The sequence below is a fragment of the Blautia fusiformis genome, from assembly GCF_020686995.1.
GTDB classification, from domain to species: Bacteria; Bacillota; Clostridia; order Lachnospirales; family Lachnospiraceae; genus Blautia_A; species Blautia_A fusiformis.
Genome location: NZ_JAJEPT010000007.1, coordinates 35,507 through 53,623 on the forward strand (window position 1 = coordinate 35,507; position 18,117 = coordinate 53,623).

Below are 18,117 nucleotides of genomic sequence, written 5' to 3' on the forward strand. Positions count from 1 at the left end.
ATCGTGTATATTGGACGCAGAGAATTTTTTACCGGCGTATAAGGAGGAATCAGATAAAATGAAGAAAAAATGTATTATGGCTTTGATAATAGGCGCGGCTTTCCTTGCACAGGGCTGTGGATATGAGGAAGGAACCGATGCAGTGGTAACAGTAGTAGATTCCACACCGACGCCGGAGCCCACAGAGAAGCCGAAGGCAACTGCAACACCTACACCGGAGGCAGCAGCAGATTCCACAGCAGACGGAGCAGCAGCGGCAGATTCCACCACAGCCGGGGCAGCAGATCCCTCAGCACAGACAGCAGCTACGGAGCAGACCCCAAGCGGCATCAACGTACAGGCTCAGGATGCCACCTACTATGCAGTGGAGGGTGTGAATTTACGTTCTGACGCCAATGCAGAGGCAGAGTTTGTGGCAGGTGTCCTTTCCGGAGAATCCCTGAAGTGTACCGGTGTCTGTGACAATGGATGGATCCGTGTGGATTATAATGGACAGACCTGCTACGCATCCGGTGACTATGTCAGCACAACACCGCCGGTAGGAGCAGTGGCGGCAGATACTACCGCAGAAGATACTACCGCAGAAGCAGCACAGTAGAGCACAGACTACAGGCTTTGACCAGATCAGGGAAATCCTGATCCTGCTTCAATTGCAGATATCTCCTTGATATAATAAAAAACAGGCAGCTGTATCCGATGAAATACATCGATACAGGCAGCCTGTTTTTTTGTTTCGGCATATAGTCCGTTCAGAACACAAGGATCATACCAGCGGATCGTACCCGCAGATCATTCTGGATAAACAAGACGGTCCGGTTTGATATCGTAGAGAACCTCGTTCAGGAATTTCTTTGCCAGATATTTTGCCATGCCAAGGTTCATATCCAGATAATTTCCGCAGTCCTTGGGAGAAGCTCCCGGGATCTCACCCTCAAAATCGCGGATAAATTCAAACATCTCGATCATCAGCGGAACGATATCTCTGGATTCATAATCCCCGTTAAGAAGAAGATAATTTCCGGTACGGCAGCCCATAGGACCCCAGTAAATGACCTTCGGGCCAAACTCCTTATGGTTCCGCAGGAAGGTAGCTGCCAGATGCTCCATGGTGTGAAGCTCGGCTGTGTTCATAACAGGCTCCTCATTGGGAGAAGTCATACGGATATCGAAGGTAGTGATCACCTGATCTCCAACCGGATCCTTACGTGAAACGTATACGCCAGGCTGAAGCTTGATATGGTCAATGGTAAAACTTGTGATCTTTTCCATGTTGATTCCTCACTTTCTTATATGTACGGAGTCCATAATAAGCTCCATACATGATTTTAGCAGAGAACCGGAAGAGATACAAGGCAAAACAAAGGGAATCCTGCACCTGGTTCCGTGCAAAGTTGACTTTATGAAAAGATGATGTTAAACTGAGAAAAGCTTACAGGGGAAGAGTGAAAAGCTCACCTGAAAATGCCGGAACAGGCGTTTTCGGGATCTGATAAGGAGGACTTATAAATATGAAACGTAAGGTTTTAGCCGTATTATTTGCGACAGCTCTTACCGCAGGAATGCTTTCCGGATGCGGAAGCACAGACAGTACTTCTGACAAAGCAGACCAGAAGGAAGAATCTCTGGAGGAAGAAACCTCAGAAGGACAGACAGGCGTAGATGAAGAGACAGCAGCCAATGCAGTATCCGAGGAGGAGGCTGAGGCGGCAGGCTTTTCAGACCATGAAGAAAGCGCCGATGATCAGGAGGCTTCCGGTGATGCAGAGGACACTTCACATGAAACCGAAGCTTCTGCAGACAGTACAGAGGATACAGACAGCGCAGACGGAGAATTTTCCGATGGTTCCGAGGATGCACAAATGGCAGGAACAACTGTGATCGATACCAGCCAGCAGCTGATAGGAACCCATCATGCTGCCATCACCGTAAAGGATTATGGCGAGATCGATGTAGAGTTGGATGCAGACACCGCACCCATCACAGTCACAAATTTTGTAAAGCTGGTACAGGACAACTTTTATGACGGTCTGACCTTCCACCGGATCATTGACGGATTTATGATCCAGGGCGGAGATCCAAACGGAGACGGAACCGGCGGAGCAGAGGATACCATCAAGGGCGAATTTTCCAGCAATGGAGTGAAGAACGATATTTCTCATGTAAGAGGAACCATTTCCATGGCCCGCAGCACAGATCCGGACAGCGCAAGCTCTCAGTTCTTTATCGTACAGTCCGATTCCACACATCTGGACGGCGACTATGCTGCATTCGGACACGTGACCTCTGGGATGGACATTGTAGATCAGATCTGCAAGGATGCCAAGCCGACAGACGGCAACGGAACCATTGCAAAGGATCAGCAGCCGGTGATCGAGAGTATCCGTATGGTTGACTGACAGGAGGGAGAAGGATGCTGAAAGGGAAAACAGTGCTTCTTGGCATCACAGGAAGTATTGCTGCATACAAGATCGCATATCTGGCAAGTGCATTACATAAGCTTCATGCAGATGTCCATGTACTGATGACAGAGAATGCAACGAACTTTATCAATCCGATTACATTTGAAACACTGACCGGGAATAAATGCCTGGTGGATACCTTTGACCGGAACTTTCAGTTTCAGGTAGAGCACGTATCCATTGCCAAGAAGGCAGATGTTGTGATGATCGCACCGGCCAGTGCAAACGTGATCGGAAAGCTGGCCAACGGCCTTGCGGACGATATGCTCACCACTACGGTAATGGCCTGCAGGTGTCAGAAGATCCTTGCACCGGCCATGAATACCGCCATGTATGAGAATCCTGTGGTACAGGACAATATCCGGAAGCTGCAAACCTACGGATATGAGGTGATCACACCGGCCAGTGGCTACCTGGCATGTGGGGACACCGGAGCCGGAAAAATGCCGGAGCCGGAAACCCTTCTGGAATATATCCTGAAGGAAGCCGCCTTCCAGAAAGACCTTGCCGGCAAAAAGCTCCTGGTAACGGCAGGACCTACCCAGGAGGCCATCGACCCGGTCCGCTGTCTCACCAACCATTCATCCGGAAAGATGGGATACGCCATTGCAAAAATGGCCATGCTCAGAGGAGCGGAGGTTACGCTGGTAAGCGGACCTACTGCCATTGAGCCGCCCCTTTTTGTGAAGGTCGTACCTGTGACATCTGCCAGAGATATGTTCGAGGCAGTCACCGGTTTAAGTGATGAACAGGATATCATCATCAAGGCTGCCGCAGTGGCAGACTACCGTCCGAAGCAGGTCAGCGAAGACAAGGTTAAGAAAAAAGACGATCAGGCTTCCATAGAGCTCGAGAGGACAGACGACATTCTGAAATATCTGGGCCAGCACAAAAAGCAGGGCCAGTTCCTCTGCGGATTTTCCATGGAGACCAGAGACATGCTCCGTAATTCCAGAGCCAAGCTAGAGAAGAAAAACCTGGATATGGTGGCAGCCAACAACCTGAAGGTAGAAGGCGCCGGATTCCAGGGAGATACCAATGTCCTGACTCTTATCACACAGAACGAAGAAGTGTCACTCCCGCTTATGAGCAAGGAGGATGCAGCGTTAAAGATCCTGGATAAGATCCTTCTGCTTACCACAAAGGCAGAAGCATAGCTACAGAGCCGGTCAGAGAGCCGGTTTTAACAACGAAAAGCGGAACAAAAAGATCACCGCTTTCCATCACCGTATTGTATCCGCAGAAAACGCCGGGAAATGCTGTATTTCCGGAAATATTCACAGAGCGGAACGGTAACAAGGAGGAGAAGAAATGAAAAACAACAGATTTACAACAGCGCAGCTTACATTACTGGGCCTGATGGCAGCAATCCTTCTGCTGATGGCCTACACACCACTGGGATATCTGAACATCGGGCCACTGGCCATTTCCTTTAATGTGATCCCGGTAGCCATCAGTGCAGTCGTCCTTGGACCCGTAGGAGGAGCCGTGGCAGGTGCGATCTTCGGCCTGACCAGCTTTCTCCAGTGCATAGGAGTAGGCGGCTCCAGTGCAATGGGAGTTGTGCTTTTCGGTATCAATCCGGTATTTGCCTTTATCCAGCGCTTCATCCCACGTCTTCTGGACGGTATCTGCCTCGGATATATTTTTAAAGGCATGCGAAAGGTCAGCAATACCTATGTGGCATGTGCAGTAACCGGATTCTTTTCCGCATTCCTGAATACACTGTTCTTCATGACAGCACTTGTAGGACTGTTCGGAAATACCGATTATGTAAAAAATCTGATGGGCGGTCATAACATCATCATCGGCTGCTGTCTCATGGTAGGGATCAACGCAGTATGCGAAATGATTTCCTCCACAGTGATCACAGGAGCAGTGGGAGCTGCACTTTCCAAGGCACATCTGATCCCATCCGCACAGATCAGCCGTGAGAAGACAAAAGCATAAAGACAGGGAAAATAAAATTATGATATTAGCAATTGATATTGGAAATACCAACATAGTCGTGGGCTGCATCGATGATCAAAAAACATACTTCATCGAGAGACTTGCTACCGTAAGAACAAAAACAGAACTGGAATATGCCGTAGACCTGAAAACCTTACTGGAAATCTACCACATCAAAAAGGCAGACATAGAAGGCTGTATCATTTCATCTGTAGTCCCGCAGATCACCAACATTGCCAAGCTGGCAGCAGAAAAGATCCTCAAAAAAGAAGTCATGGTCCTGGGACCAGGAGTAAAAACAGGTCTGAACATCATGATGGACAACCCCGGACAGCTGGGCGCGGATCTTGTGGCAGACGCTGTGGCTGGATTAAATGAATATCCGGTTCCGTTTATTGTGATCGATATGGGAACCGCCACTACAGTTTCGGTTGTCAACAGCAAAAAGCAATACATTGGCGGAATGATCCTTCCTGGCATCGGAATATCCCTGGATGCACTGACAGCCAGAGCATCCCAGCTCAGCGGGATCAGCATCGATGCCCCGAAGCATGTGATCGGGCGCAATACCATCGAATGCATGAAAAGCGGCGTGCTCTACAGCAACGCAGCAGCCATCGACGGGATCATAGACCGGGTGGAAGAAGAGCTTGGTGAGAAAACAACCGTGATCGCAACAGGCGGTCTTGCAAAAAAGATCATTTCTCACTGTAAGAAAGAAATCATTCTGGATGAGGACCTTCTGCTCAAGGGACTCCTTGTGATCTACAAAAAAAATAAATAAAAACAACAAAAAAATCAGCTGCCGGTGCAGGAAACACCTACCGGACAGCTGATTTTTTTACTGCGCAAATGCTCTGCGGAAATCCTCAGGCACAGGTGCCAGGAAGCACATAGGCTCCCCGGTGATGGGGTGTGCAAATTCCAGCTGGAAGGAATGCAGGGCCTGGCGTCCGATCCGGTCAAAAACCGGATGATACAGAAAATCCCCCGGCAGCGGACAGCCGATATACTTCATATGCACCCGGATCTGATGAGTCCGCCCCGTATCCAGATGCAGCTCCACAAGAGCATATCCATTGCTGACTGCAAGACGCTCATAATGAGTCACGGCAGCCTCCCCACGCTCAAAATTAACCTCCCTTGTGATCACAGAAGCATCCATTCTCGCAACAGGAGCGGAGATCGTCCCCCTTTCCGGCGGGATCCCGTCAGTAAGTGCAAGATACGTACGTCGGATCTGGCGCTGCTTCATCTGGGCAGAGAGAAGAGCCCCGCTCAGAGGGTTCTTGGCAAGCACCAGCACCCCGGTGGTATCCCTGTCCAGCCGGTTGATGCAGCGGTAGACAAAAGTCCTCCTCTGCTGCTTATAATACCAGGCAACACCGTTGGCAAGCGTATTCTCGTAGTTCCCTGCAGAGGGATGCACAGGCATATCAGCAGGCTTGTTCAGCACAAGGATATCCTCATCCTCATACAGGATATCCAGAGGCAGCGGCACCGGAATAATGGAAGGCTCCGATCCGTCCCCGGCCTCCTCCGGAACAAGAATCCGGAGAACATCCCCCTCCCTCAGGACCGTTCTGCCAAAAGCCGGCTCCCCATTCAACAGGATCGCCTGCTCCGCCCGCTTCATAGTAGTCAATATATGTTTGGAAAAACCCTTCTTCCGAAGAAACCCAAGAACATTTTCCCCGGACTCCCCGGTTGAGATCGTATAGGTAATAATTCTCTGCATAGAAAAAATCCTTTTCTGAAATTTAGCAGGCCGAAAGCCAGATTGCGCGGCCTGCGGGTATAGTATAGCATTTGGAAATGGAAATGTCGATTAGGCATAAAAAAAGAGCTGGTACAAGAGGAAACATCCTTGGACAGCTCATGGATTATGGGATTTGTGTCGCTTATTATCTTCATTAGTCACAGACCAAAAAAGATATATTTTACAGCCATATGTAAGGATACCATTGATATTTTCCTTTGTCAAGGCGTGCCAAAGACATGAAGCATGCTAATAATGTCGTTTTTTAAGCATCATATGCAGTCGTTTTCTATCAAAAAGTGAATAAACAGTCTGATAATCATCGAAATCTAACATTAGTGGTCACAAAAAGTGGTCACTTTTTTCTTGCGTAAATCCGCATAAAATCAATACTTTTCAAGCTTTTTTCCTTTTTCTTTCCAATTATTAGTGGTCAAAATCGTGGTCAACTGTGCCGAAAAAAGCAGCATTTAACAGTGTTTCAAGCTCTTTTTCGCTAATGAAGATATTAAGCGATACCTGACAGCAGAAAGAGATGCCATGAAAACAGGATACAGTATCAAAACATGGAAAATGCGGCTCTTTTGTCCGGAAAAGCAGATGATCGAAACAACCGAAGCCCTGTATCGGGAAGCCGTAGCCTTTTACTATGAGCTCCTGAAAGAAAGCGAAGAGCTCTGGACCGAAAATCTGCTAACCATTCAGGGACATCTGGAAAAACTCACTGTTCCCGGAAGAGACGGAAGAGAACCAAAGTACATCCCGCCAGGCGGAAAGCTCCCCGTTTACTTTCGGAGATCTGCCATGAACAAAGCTGCAATGGCAGTAAAGACCGCAGCAAGCGCAGAAAGCTTCCCCGAAAAGATCGATGCCAACATTACCTTTTTCAAGGGAATGTACAGAGACCTGACAGACACCTCCGTAGTGCTGAAGCTCTGGAACGGAAAGAAATGGATTTGGGTACTCTGCGGACTTACAGGACGCCCCTTCCCCAAGGAAGCAGCGATCCTTTCACCGACACTGGTCCATGAGGAAAAATGGCTCATGTTCCATGTACCTGTCAAGCAGGAAAACTCCGATGCCCGGACAGCAAAGGAACGAATGCAGGAAGGCGCCAGAGTATGCAGCGTCCGCTTTACCAATACGGACAGCTTTGCAGTATGCACAGTTCTGGATGAAGAATCCAGGCAGTTGGCTGTAAAAAACTGCAGAGGTGGAAATGCATACCGACATCATTGCAAAGCTTTGATGAAAAAAGTAGAAGCATCCAGGGCATTTACCGATAAAGACAACGTCAGTCAGCCAAACAGGAAATATTACATGCATCTCAAGCACCTGAATGAACATTATGCACATCAGGTCAGTAAGGAGATCATAGATTTCTGCAAAGAAAAACACACCGGGATACTGGTACTGCCGGAGTATGATGAAGATTTTTCCAGGATATCCATGTACAGGAGTGGCAACTATTCGCCCCTTCACTTAAGTATCCGCATCCGGAATTATCTGAAATACAAAGCCTGGGCAGAAGGAATCCTGGTACTTGAGCTGCGCGCCGACGGAACAGAAAAGCAATGTTCCATCTGCGGAGCCACCGGAAAAAAACAGGGCAGCATGTTCATCTGCCAGAACGGCCATCAGGTCAACCGCTTCCTGAACGGCGCCCGAAACCTGGGCCGTAAATGTCAGGAAAGCTTCCGGAAAAACAACAAACCAAGTTAATAAGCGGCAGAAATGCCTCTTATATATAAATGCTGAGTGATCAGCAAGAGAGGAAGCGCCAATGACGCCTCCTTTCCGGTTGAATACCGCCAGGCGGCCCAACGCAGGCGTCGCCGAAGAACTGTGCCCTTTGGGTGTGGGGTGTATTCGAAGTTATAAGAATGAAGAGTAGTTAAAAATATATTTATGCGTATAACATACGGGTTTGTTGAACTTATATATCTAAAAAGCCTGCAAATGAGAGATATATTTCTTATATAAATGCTGAGAAGAGAGTTATGAAAAAAGGTAATACTAAAAAATTCTCATTCCGATGTATACATAAATATTTTTGGGAGATAAAGGAGCTAGAGAACATGAAAGTATGTTTAGTAGGTTCATCAGGTGGTCATTTAACCCATCTTTATATGTTAAAACCTTTTTGGAAAGATAAAGAGCATTTTTGGGTAACATTTGATAAAGAAGATGCGAGAAGTCTCTTAGAAGGAGAAAAAATGTATCCTTGCTATTATCCAACCAATCGTAGTCTAAGAGCACTTATTAAAAATACGAAAATTGCATGGAAAGTACTTCATAAAGAAAAACCAGATCTAATCATTTCGTGTGGCGCAGCTGTGGCTGTTCCTTTCTTTTATCTTGGAAAGAAGATGGGCGCAAAACTGGTTTACATTGAGGTGTTTGATCGTATTGATAAGCCGACAATGACCGGCAAGATGGTTTATCCCATTGTAGATAAGTTTATTGTGCAGTGGGAAGAACAGAAAAAGGTTTATCCGAAAGCAATTAACCTGGGCAGCATATTTTAGGTAGGGGACGAAAACGATGATTTTTGTGACGGTAGGAACACATGAACAACCATTTAATCGGTTGCTCAAAAAAATAGACGAATTGAAAAAAAATGGAACAATTCAGGATGATGTGATTATTCAAACGGGATTTAGTACATACAGGCCCCAATGTTGCCAGTGGAGTAAATTACTCCCTTATCAGCAGATGGTCAAAAATGTGGCAGATGCTCGTATTGTGATTACCCACGGAGGACCAGCGAGTTTTATTATGCCACTGCAGATTGGAAAGACGCCGATTGTCGTGCCACGGCAGCATCAGTTCAATGAGCATGTCAATGATCACCAAGTGGAGTTTGCGCGTAATGTGTCAAAACGTATGGGTACGATTATTGATGTAGAAGATATTGAAACGCTAGGAGATATTATAACAAACTATGACAAGATTGTTGCTGGGATGGGTCATGGCATGATCAGCAATAACGAGAAGTTCAACGAGGAACTGGAAAAGCTGGTAGGTGAAATGTATGGAAGATGAGATGATAGCTAAAGTATTAGTAATAATGGCAACATATAATGGAGAAAAGTATTTACAGGAGCAACTAGATAGCATTTTACGGCAGAAAAATATTCAAGTCGATATTCTTGTAAGGGATGATGGTTCGAACGATAAAACAAAAGAAATTCTTGAGTGCTATTCAAAAAACAATAAGTTGAATTGGTATACAGGAGAGCATTTAAATGTTCAAAAAGGTTATTTTGATTTGATGAAAAAATCTGCAAAATTCGAGTGGGATTATATTGCTTTTTCTGATCAAGATGATGTTTGGGATACGGATAAATTATATATTGCAGTGCAATCGTTGAAATCAGTAAATAGAGGAATTCCGGCATTATATTATTGTGGGCAACGATTGGTTGATAGAAACCTAAATTTCTTATCAAATCATGAATTGAATGATAAAAGAACATTGATAACCAGATTTATTCTATCTGATTTTGCAGGATGTACAGGTGTTTTTAATAGAGAATTATTGAATGCAGTAATTCAGTATGAGCCACAGTATATGCTAATGCATGATACATGGATTCTTAAAGTGTGTCTTTGCTTGAATGGAAAAGTATTTGTTGATACGAAACCGCATATGAGCTACCGACAGCATGGAGGAAATACAGTTGGTTTGGGAAGAAGTTTACCTGCGTATTTTAAACAGGTGAATCAATATTTGAACGAATACAATGTTGAAGCACAGATGCAAGAACTTCTAAAAGGCTATGGAAATATAATGGTACCTGAATATGCGACATTGGCAAAGCAAGTATGTGGATACAAAAAATCATTCAAAGCTAAGAAAAGTTTGTTGAATAAGAGATATATAAATTTTTATAATAAAGGGTTGAATCTGACATACGATATCAAGGTTCTCCTTAATAAATTGTGAGGGAAATTATGTTGTTTAGTATTGTTGTACCAGTATATAACGTTGAAAAATATATTGAAGATTGCCTGGAATCGATAATTTATCAAATCGATGATGAAAAAAACTATGAAATAATTTTGGTGGATGATGGGTCTACAGATAGAAGCGGATCGCTTTGTGATGAATATCAGAGAAGACATCCAAACTTAATAATGGTATATCACAACACAAATCATGGCCTTTTATGGACACGACGTTTTGGATTTAAGCAGGCGAAAGGTGATTATGTTATAAATTGTGATTCAGATGATTTGCTTGAGGATGAAGCACTTGTAAAGTTGAAGAAGATTGTAAAAAAATATAAATATCCTGATATCGTCATTTATAATCACAATATTTATGATGGAAAAAATAAAACAATTGCATTTAAAGATATTTTTACTAGTAATAAGGAGTGTATTGTAGAGAGAAAAGACGTTTTAAAAGAATTTCTCTGCTACCACAGTATTGTGAGTGTGTGTGGAAAAATGATTAAACGAGACTGCATTGATGTGGAGAAAAAATATCAGCAATTTGGACGAATCAGCACAGGAGAAGACACATTGCAGTCAATTGAATTTTTTAGTAATGCAAAAACCTTTGTATATCTAAATGAGACTATCTATAATTATCGTTGTGGGTCAGGAATGACGGGTAAGTTTGATGGAAATTATTATTTTACATTTAAAAAAATCTTTGAAGAAATCGAAAAACAGAGTGGAAAGTGGGAAGTTCCAAACTTTGATGAATTGTTTGCTATAAAAGTATTGCAAACGGCTGGGCGGGCAATTACACAGTCGCGCTATAATCACTGGAAATCCATGAGAGAACAGGTAGAATACTTGAAAAAAATTCGTAAAGATGGAATGTTCCAGGAAAACACAAAGTACTTAGATGTAGTGAGAAAAAAATTGCAGAAGGATCACTATATTTTGCTAAAATTATTGAAGAATAATTTAAATATAATAATTGTTTTGCTTTTAAATATAAAAAATGTGACGGATAAAAATAATTAATAAATATAGGAGTTACAACATGGAAAAAGTATTATCTTTAAGTATTGCTGCATATAATGCGGAAAAAGATATTGCAAATTGTTTGGATTCATTAATTCGCTCCAATGTACTTGAACAGTTGGATATTATTGTAGTAAATGATGGCTCAAAAGATCATACAGCAGAGATTGTCCAGAAATATGTAGAAAAATATGGAAATTCCATTCGATTGATAAATAAAAAAAATGGAGGACATGGTTCAACAATTAATACCAGTATTAAATATGCTTGCGGAAAGTATTATAAAATTTTAGATTCTGATGATTGGGTAAATAGTGAAAATTTAAATAGACTTGTAGCATTTTTAGAGAAAACAGATACAGACATGGTATTAAATCCTTATGATGAGATTGAATATAATACCAGAACAAAAACAAGGCAGATGAATCCTTGGGACAATGAGGTTAGTTATGAAGAAGTTCATGGATTGGAGGAATTGGACAAAGTTGTATTATACATGCATTCGCTTACATTTCGTAGAGAAGTAATCCAGAAAATGGGGGCAATTATTGATGAAAATTGTTTTTATGTAGATATGGAATATTGTATATTTCCACTTTTGCATATAAATTCTTTTGTATGTTTAGATTATCCTGTTTATCAGTATTTACTTGGTTCTCAGACACAGAGTATGAATATGGAAAATATGATTAAACGCCGAGATCAGCATCTAAAAGTAACTGAACGACTGGTTTCATTTTATAAAAAACATGAGGATGATTTGAATATCAAGGTGAAAGAAATTGTTATATTGAGAATTAAATATGCGATTTATAATCAATATGTAATTTATCTACATATGTCTCCTAAAGAAGCTATAAATGAAATTAAAAGATTTGACGAATGGTTAAAAAAACGGAATAAAGAGTTGTATAACGGACCTAAAGGCAAAATTATGGAATTTATTAAAATTAACAGAAAAACTAACTATAGTTTTTTTATACCAACTACAATTTTGTTTAAGAAGATTGGAATGCTTAAGTAGTCGATTTTTTTTAATCAGAGTTATTGGAAAAAGGTAAATCAGAGTAGGATGATATGAAAAAATTAATAAAGATTAATAAAGAAACTTTATATTTAGTAGGATATTTTCTCATGGGATTATCAGCAGTGGTAATTGGAAATTCATATCTGTTTGGAGCTAATAGATTTCAAATATGTGAAGTGGTACAGTACTTATCAGCTGTGATATTTTTATGGTCTTTCTGCATCGATAAATATAAAATCTTTGATTTTGTGAGTGCTTTTCTATTTGGAGTTGTAATACTTATATCAGCAATTATCATGCATGATATTACTTTTGCGTTATATGGAATATCCATTGTTACATCTCTTCATATTGATGTACGTAAAATTGTGAAGAGTAGTGTGATAAATAATGCTATCTTTTTATGCATAGTTATTATACCAGCTTTGTTGGGGTTCATACCGGATGATATTTATTATCATGAAAATATGAAAGCACATTGTTTGGGATTTGCATATTATTCAAATGTTCCATGTATTATTTTAATGGAAACGTTTGCAATTTATTGGCTTATTCGGTCTAAAAAGATGGAACGATTGTTCTTGATTTTAAGTTTACCTGTACATATCTTGGTATATAAAGTATGTACAGTACGTTTGGAATTCTATGTATATATTATTTTCATGTTGTTTGTTTTGATATTAGCAAGCATAAACGTTAATAAGCAGCATAAATTTATGACCTGTATTGCTACGTTTATGTATCCGCTTGCGGCAGCATCAGTAATTTTAGCATCTTTAAAATATAAGAGTTCTGCAATTATATCTGCGTTCAATGTAATGGTTAATTACAGGTTGAAATTTAATCTGCAAGGTTTTGAGCAATATGGAGTAAATTTGTTAGGACAGAGAATAAAGTCTAACCAAGAATATATAGATCAAAATTTTGTTAATCATTATTTTTATATAGATTGTGGATATGTTTATATGCTCATAGGATATGGATTGATTTTATTTGCAATAATAATGTTTTTGTATACTTATCTTTCTCATTATGCTATGAAAACGAACAATATTAAATTAATTAGTTGGTGTTTTGCTATATGTGTTTTTTCAGTAATTAATAATATTATGTTTAATACAGCATTGAATCCATTATTAATTTTAGGAATAAAATTATTGTTATCCAATAAGATTACGGATGAGAAAAGAGAAGGGATGCCAAATAGAGTGGTTACAAAACAAAGACGGATCAAGATAAAACTTTGATAACACTGAGAATATTTAGAGATTAGTTTTTATAAAACACAGATTGAAAGCTAAACTTTAATTTTTTAGAAATTGAAATTTATGAAGGAATCATAACATATGGCAAGTCATAAGAAAATGATGCAAACCAGCATAAAAAAAAATTATATATATAATACGATATATCAAGTGCTCTCTTTAATCACTCCATTGATCACTGCACCATATATTTCCAGAGTGTTAGGTTCTAGCGGAGTTGGAATTTATAGTTACACAAATTCAATAGTGACGTATTTTACACTATTTGCAGCTTTAGGAACAGCTTCTTATGGACAGCGAGAAATAGCAATGCATCGTGATGATCCGGAAACATCTTCTAAATTGTTTTGGGAAATTGAAATTCTTTCACTTACGACTACAGCAGTATCATTAATAGTTTGGATAGCATGGATTTTTATTTCAACACAGTATACAGCAATTTATAGTGTACTGACTTTATCAGTTTTGGCGGTTGCGTTTGATATATCCTGGTATTTTGGAGGATTTGAAAAATTTAAATATATTGTTATTCGAAATACTTTGGTCAAAATCACAGGAATTATATTACTGTTTCTTTTTGTAAAAAAAGAAACCGACATATTCCTGTATGTAGGCATTATGGCTGCCACAGGATTGATCGGTAATATTTCTATGTGGACTTATCTTCCTAAATTATTAACGAAAGTAGAGTTTAAAACGCTTCATCCATTCAAAATCCATTTAAAGCAGACGTTCGCATACTTCATACCTACAGTTGCAACATCTGTTTATACTGTGTTAGATAAAACAATGATTGGCGCAATTACTAAGTCTGAAGAATTAAACGGTTATTATGAGCAGGCGACAAAAATTATCCGTATGATAGAAAGTCTGCTTTTTTCTTTGAATACGGTAATGGTTTCCAGACAATCGTATCTTTTTGCCGAAGGTCGGACAGAAGAAATTAAGGATAAAATTAATAAAAGCTTCGAATTTATTTTTGCGCTTGCGGTTCCAATTATGTTTGGAATTTGGGGAGCTGCAAGGAATTTTGTTCCATGGTTTTTTGGAAATGGTTATGAACCGGTAGTTACGCTTCTGTATTTAATGAGTCCATTACCGTTGGTGATCTGTATTAGCAATATTATGGGGTCGCAATATTTAACCCCTTCAGGTCAGCGTGCTAGAAGCTCCAAAGGAATTATTGCGGGAGCAGTAACCAATTTTTTGCTGAATCTGGCATTGATTTATAAATATGGTGCAAATGGTGCTACGCTTGCAAGCGTTGTGGCAGAGTGTGTCATCAGTGCTATTTATGTTCACATGAGCAAGGGATTTATAAATTGGAAAAAAATTTTGAATGTTCTTTGGAAGAAACTGATTGCTGGTTTTGTGATGTTTTGGGCAGTATTGTTTATAGGTGGAAACTATCAGGGAAGTATAAGCATTTCTGCATGTCAGGTCATATTTGGCATGGCATTATATGGAATTATGTTAATTGTGTTAAAAGATAATGTTATTTATGATGCTTTGAAAATCATAAGAAGAAGGAAATAATACTTGAAGATATTTCTATAGCATATTTTATGCCCGGAAGAGTGGAGGAATAAATACTAAAATGGTTGATTTAAATATAGAGTTGCCAGATGGATTTTTAGATGAGGAAGTCAGATGTGGATATACGGTAGCATCAAAGATGAAAGAGGTCTGGGCGGTTGAATTAGATATTACTGCGAAAATCATAGAAGTCTGTGAAAAATATAATATAAAGATTTTTAGTGATGGCGGAACAACCCTTGGAGCTGTCCGGCACAAAGGATTTATCCCATGGGATGATGATATTGATTTTGAAATGGACCGTGAAAATTATAATAAACTGTGTGAGGTTGGAATGAAAGAATTTAAATATCCGTATTTTTTTCAGACCGAATATACAGATCCAGGTTCTTTGCGCGGACATGTTCAGATCAGAAGAACTGATACGGCAGCTATATTGGCAAATGATACCAGGAAAAATATAAAGTTTAATCAAGGTATATTTGTAGATATATTTCCATTTGATAATATCCCGGATGATGCAGAAGAAGAAAAAGCACTTCGGAAAAAAGTTGCCATGTTGAAGGAAAAAGCTTATAAAACCAGCCTGGTCTGGAGTGATTTTGCATCATCAGATAGCAAAATAAAACAGTTGATAAAGACATTATATTATCCACTTTATAAACTAAAAAGCAAGAGTTCTCTGTATTATTATAAAAAAATGGAAGAGGCGGCAGTAAGCTATGATTCGATAATCTGTGAAAAAAAAGGTCCCTTATCATTATCTCCATTGAATACAAAGTTTTACAGATATAAAGATGATTTTGATAAATGTGAAATGATGGATTTTGAATTCTTAAAAATACCAGTACCAGTTAATTATCATGCTATTTTATCGCGGACATATGGTGATTATATGAAATTTGTTATAGGTACTTCGCTACATGGAAACGTTTTCTTTGATACAGATAAATCATATACAGAATATACAAATAGATAGAAAGAGAAAAGGTGAGATAGTGAACAGATATTTGTTTGAAGTTTTATGTTTCATTGAGAAAAATGGAAAAAAGGAATATGGAATCAGAGAAATATCTGATGCGATTCAGATTTCGGGGAATACTGTATCTAAAAGTTTGCAGGAAGCCAAAATTTCTGGGTATATTGAGGGAAAACAGATGCTTTCTATAACTTCAAAAGGTATAGAAGCACTTGAACCCTATAGAGTTAAAAAGGCGGTTATTATGGCAGCGGGGTTTGGAGCAAGAATGATGCCTGCTACCGCTGACAGACCGAAGCCCATGGTAACGGTTAATGGCAAACGAATTATAGATACGTTGCTTGATGCGCTGGTGAAGGTTGGTATTAAAGATATTGTAATAATAAGGGGATATAAAAAGGAACGGTTTAATGAAATTCTTGAAAAATATCCATTTGTGCGTTTTATAGATAATGACCGGTATGATAAAGAAAATAATATATCTTCAGTGATCTTAGCTTCGAAAGAGATTAATAACGGTTATCTTTGTGAAGCGGATCTATATATTACAAATCCAGAGGTGCTTAGAAAATATCAATATGTATCTAATATTTTAGGTTCCTATTCACTGGAGACAGATGATTGGTCATTCAGACTTAAAGATGGTTATATTTCGGAATATCAAAAGGGTAATACCTATTGCTATAATTATTATGGTATTTCCTACTGGACAAAGGAAGATTGTCAGAAACTAAGATCAGACTGGGCTGAAATATATAAAGACAATAAAGGCGTTTTCTGGGAGGAAGTTCCTTTAATTCTCAAAAAAGAAAATTATAAAGTAGAGATAAGACAATGCAATAAACAGGATATTATGGAGATAGATAATTATTATGAACTTGCTCAATTGGATGAAACATATAGATAAGGATGATTGATATGAATATAACGATAGTAGGAGCAGGGAATATAGGGACTCAATTTGCTGCTCATTGTGCAGAAAATGGGCACAAGGTTGTAGTTTACGGCTCAAAACCGGAAAAAATAAACAAACTTTTAACAGTTGTAAATGAAGAGAATGAAATTATTCATCGTGGAATCATTGAGAAAGCAACAGATGATGAGAAGGAAGCATTTTCCAATGCTGATCTGGTCTTTGTGACCATGCCTGCTACACTGATGCGGCTGAATGCACAGAAAATAGAGCCTTTTGTTAAACCAGGGCTGAAAATATGTATTGTTCCGGGCACTGGTGGTGGAGAGTGTGCATTTTATGGATGTATTAAAAAAGGTGCTACAGTTTTCGGGGTACAAAGAGTGCCAAGTGTTGCCCGCCTTACTGAATATGGAAATACTGTAAAGGCAATTGGATATAGAGATGAAATGTTTGTGGCTGCGATACCACATAAAGAGACGGGAGAATGCTGTAAGATAATTGAAAATATTATTGGTATTAAAACAACGCCACTTCCTAATTATTTAAATATTACACTTACTCCTTCGAACCCTATTCTCCATACCACGCGGCTCAGAAATTTGTACGGAGATTGGAAAAAAGGGGTTGTCTACAAGAAAGTTCCCCTTTTTTATGAAAACTGGAATAACGAAACGTCAGAGCTTCTTATCGCCTGTGATACAGAGGTTCAGCAGTTATGCAAGACGTTGCCGTTTAACTTATCCTATGTAAAATCATTGTGTGTTCATTATGAAAGCCCGACTGCAGAAGCGATGACAAAGAAGATATCGGGAATTACCGGATTTAAGGGACTGACAAGTCCAACGATAAAAGTAGAAGGGGGATATATCCCTGATTTTAATTCAAGATATTTTACCGCTGATTTTTCATACGGGCTGGTGATTTTAATACAGATCGCGGAGTATGTAAATCTTGATGTGCCTAATATGAAGGAAACCCTTCAGTGGTATCATGATCTTGTAGGTGAGAGAGAGGAATATAATTTCAAAGATTACGGAATTAATACATATCAGGATTTTGTGGATTTTTATTCACTTTAATAGTTGCGAAAATGTAAATAAAAGTGATGCTGCAGTTTCATACCTTGTTGAGAAGAGCATATAACTGCGGAAATGATTAAATTGGGTGAAGATATATTACTTCTTGATTTTGTAAACATATCATCAGCAAACTGATTCTTTTCTGACTTTTATACAAGACTTAA

General features: G+C 39.7%; 18 protein-coding genes. 16 read left to right on the forward strand and 2 right to left on the reverse strand.

The window, feature by feature from the left end:
• Positions 1-58 precede the first annotated feature (58 nt).
• Positions 59-598, forward strand: a complete 540-nt coding sequence (locus tag LKD46_RS07710) for an SH3 domain-containing protein (RefSeq protein WP_110102218.1) — start codon at positions 59-61, stop codon at positions 596-598.
• A 191-nt stretch (positions 599-789) separates the two neighbouring features.
• Here LKD46_RS07710 and LKD46_RS07715 read toward each other — a convergent pair whose 3' ends face one another.
• Complete coding sequence (locus LKD46_RS07715) at positions 790-1,269, reverse strand: S-ribosylhomocysteine lyase (protein ID WP_110102220.1); 480 nt, start codon at positions 1,267-1,269, stop codon at positions 790-792.
• A 239-nt stretch (positions 1,270-1,508) separates the two neighbouring features.
• On the opposite strand from LKD46_RS07715, the gene LKD46_RS07720 reads away from it, so the two are divergent.
• From LKD46_RS07720 to LKD46_RS07735, 4 genes are all read left to right on the forward strand, one after another.
• Positions 1,509-2,396, forward strand: a complete 888-nt coding sequence (locus tag LKD46_RS07720; RefSeq protein ID WP_110102221.1) for a peptidylprolyl isomerase — start codon at positions 1,509-1,511, stop codon at positions 2,394-2,396.
• A 14-nt stretch (positions 2,397-2,410) separates the two neighbouring features.
• Complete coding sequence (gene coaBC, locus LKD46_RS07725; RefSeq protein WP_015524779.1) at positions 2,411-3,616, forward strand: bifunctional phosphopantothenoylcysteine decarboxylase/phosphopantothenate--cysteine ligase CoaBC; 1,206 nt, start codon at positions 2,411-2,413, stop codon at positions 3,614-3,616.
• Positions 3,617-3,770: 154 nt separating this feature from the next.
• Positions 3,771-4,409 (forward strand): ECF transporter S component, encoded by a 639-nt coding sequence (locus LKD46_RS07730; RefSeq protein WP_015524780.1) that lies wholly within the window; start codon positions 3,771-3,773, stop codon positions 4,407-4,409.
• Positions 4,410-4,428: 19 nt separating this feature from the next.
• Positions 4,429-5,193 (forward strand): type III pantothenate kinase, encoded by a 765-nt coding sequence (locus tag LKD46_RS07735; protein WP_021651710.1) that lies wholly within the window; start codon positions 4,429-4,431, stop codon positions 5,191-5,193.
• A gap of 57 nt (positions 5,194-5,250) precedes the next feature.
• Here LKD46_RS07735 and LKD46_RS07740 read toward each other — a convergent pair whose 3' ends face one another.
• Complete coding sequence (locus LKD46_RS07740) at positions 5,251-6,147, reverse strand: RluA family pseudouridine synthase (protein ID WP_227573978.1); 897 nt, start codon at positions 6,145-6,147, stop codon at positions 5,251-5,253.
• Positions 6,148-6,708: 561 nt separating this feature from the next.
• Here LKD46_RS07740 and LKD46_RS07745 point away from each other — a divergent pair.
• The 11 genes from LKD46_RS07745 (at position 6,709) to LKD46_RS07795 (ending at position 17,953) form a co-directional block, all read left to right on the forward strand.
• Entirely contained in the window at positions 6,709-7,890 is a 1,182-nt protein-coding gene (locus LKD46_RS07745; RefSeq protein WP_227573979.1) for a zinc ribbon domain-containing protein, read from the forward strand.
• A gap of 356 nt (positions 7,891-8,246) precedes the next feature.
• Complete coding sequence (gene pssD / locus LKD46_RS07750) at positions 8,247-8,696, forward strand: PssD/Cps14F family polysaccharide biosynthesis glycosyltransferase (protein WP_118753112.1); 450 nt, start codon at positions 8,247-8,249, stop codon at positions 8,694-8,696.
• Between the two features lie 16 nt (positions 8,697-8,712).
• Positions 8,713-9,213 (forward strand): glycosyltransferase, encoded by a 501-nt coding sequence (locus tag LKD46_RS07755; protein ID WP_227573980.1) that lies wholly within the window; start codon positions 8,713-8,715, stop codon positions 9,211-9,213.
• Positions 9,203-10,117 carry a glycosyltransferase gene (locus LKD46_RS07760; protein ID WP_227573981.1) on the forward strand — a complete coding sequence of 305 codons (915 nt, stop codon included), beginning with the start codon at positions 9,203-9,205 and terminating at the stop codon, positions 10,115-10,117. The genes LKD46_RS07755 and LKD46_RS07760 overlap by 11 nt, the downstream gene beginning before the upstream one ends.
• Before the next feature lie 8 nt (positions 10,118-10,125).
• On the forward strand, positions 10,126-11,151 hold the full coding sequence (locus LKD46_RS07765) for a glycosyltransferase family 2 protein (protein WP_227573982.1): 1,026 nt from the start codon (positions 10,126-10,128) through the stop codon (positions 11,149-11,151).
• A gap of 19 nt (positions 11,152-11,170) precedes the next feature.
• Positions 11,171-12,175 carry a glycosyltransferase gene (locus LKD46_RS07770; protein ID WP_227573983.1) on the forward strand — a complete coding sequence of 335 codons (1,005 nt, stop codon included), beginning with the start codon at positions 11,171-11,173 and terminating at the stop codon, positions 12,173-12,175.
• A gap of 53 nt (positions 12,176-12,228) precedes the next feature.
• A complete protein-coding gene (locus LKD46_RS07775; protein WP_227573984.1) occupies positions 12,229-13,425 on the forward strand; it encodes a hypothetical protein in 1,197 nt (398 codons plus the stop codon).
• Positions 13,426-13,524: 99 nt separating this feature from the next.
• Positions 13,525-14,979, forward strand: a complete 1,455-nt coding sequence (locus LKD46_RS07780) for a flippase (protein WP_227573985.1) — start codon at positions 13,525-13,527, stop codon at positions 14,977-14,979.
• 61 nt (positions 14,980-15,040) lie between these two features.
• A complete protein-coding gene (locus LKD46_RS07785) occupies positions 15,041-15,958 on the forward strand; it encodes a LicD family protein (RefSeq protein ID WP_227573986.1) in 918 nt (305 codons plus the stop codon).
• Positions 15,959-15,977: 19 nt separating this feature from the next.
• Entirely contained in the window at positions 15,978-16,865 is an 888-nt protein-coding gene (locus LKD46_RS07790; protein WP_227573987.1) for a sugar phosphate nucleotidyltransferase, read from the forward strand.
• 11 nt (positions 16,866-16,876) lie between these two features.
• Entirely contained in the window at positions 16,877-17,953 is a 1,077-nt protein-coding gene (locus LKD46_RS07795; protein ID WP_227573988.1) for an NAD/NADP-dependent octopine/nopaline dehydrogenase family protein, read from the forward strand.
• The last annotated feature ends 164 nt before the right edge of the window (positions 17,954-18,117 follow it).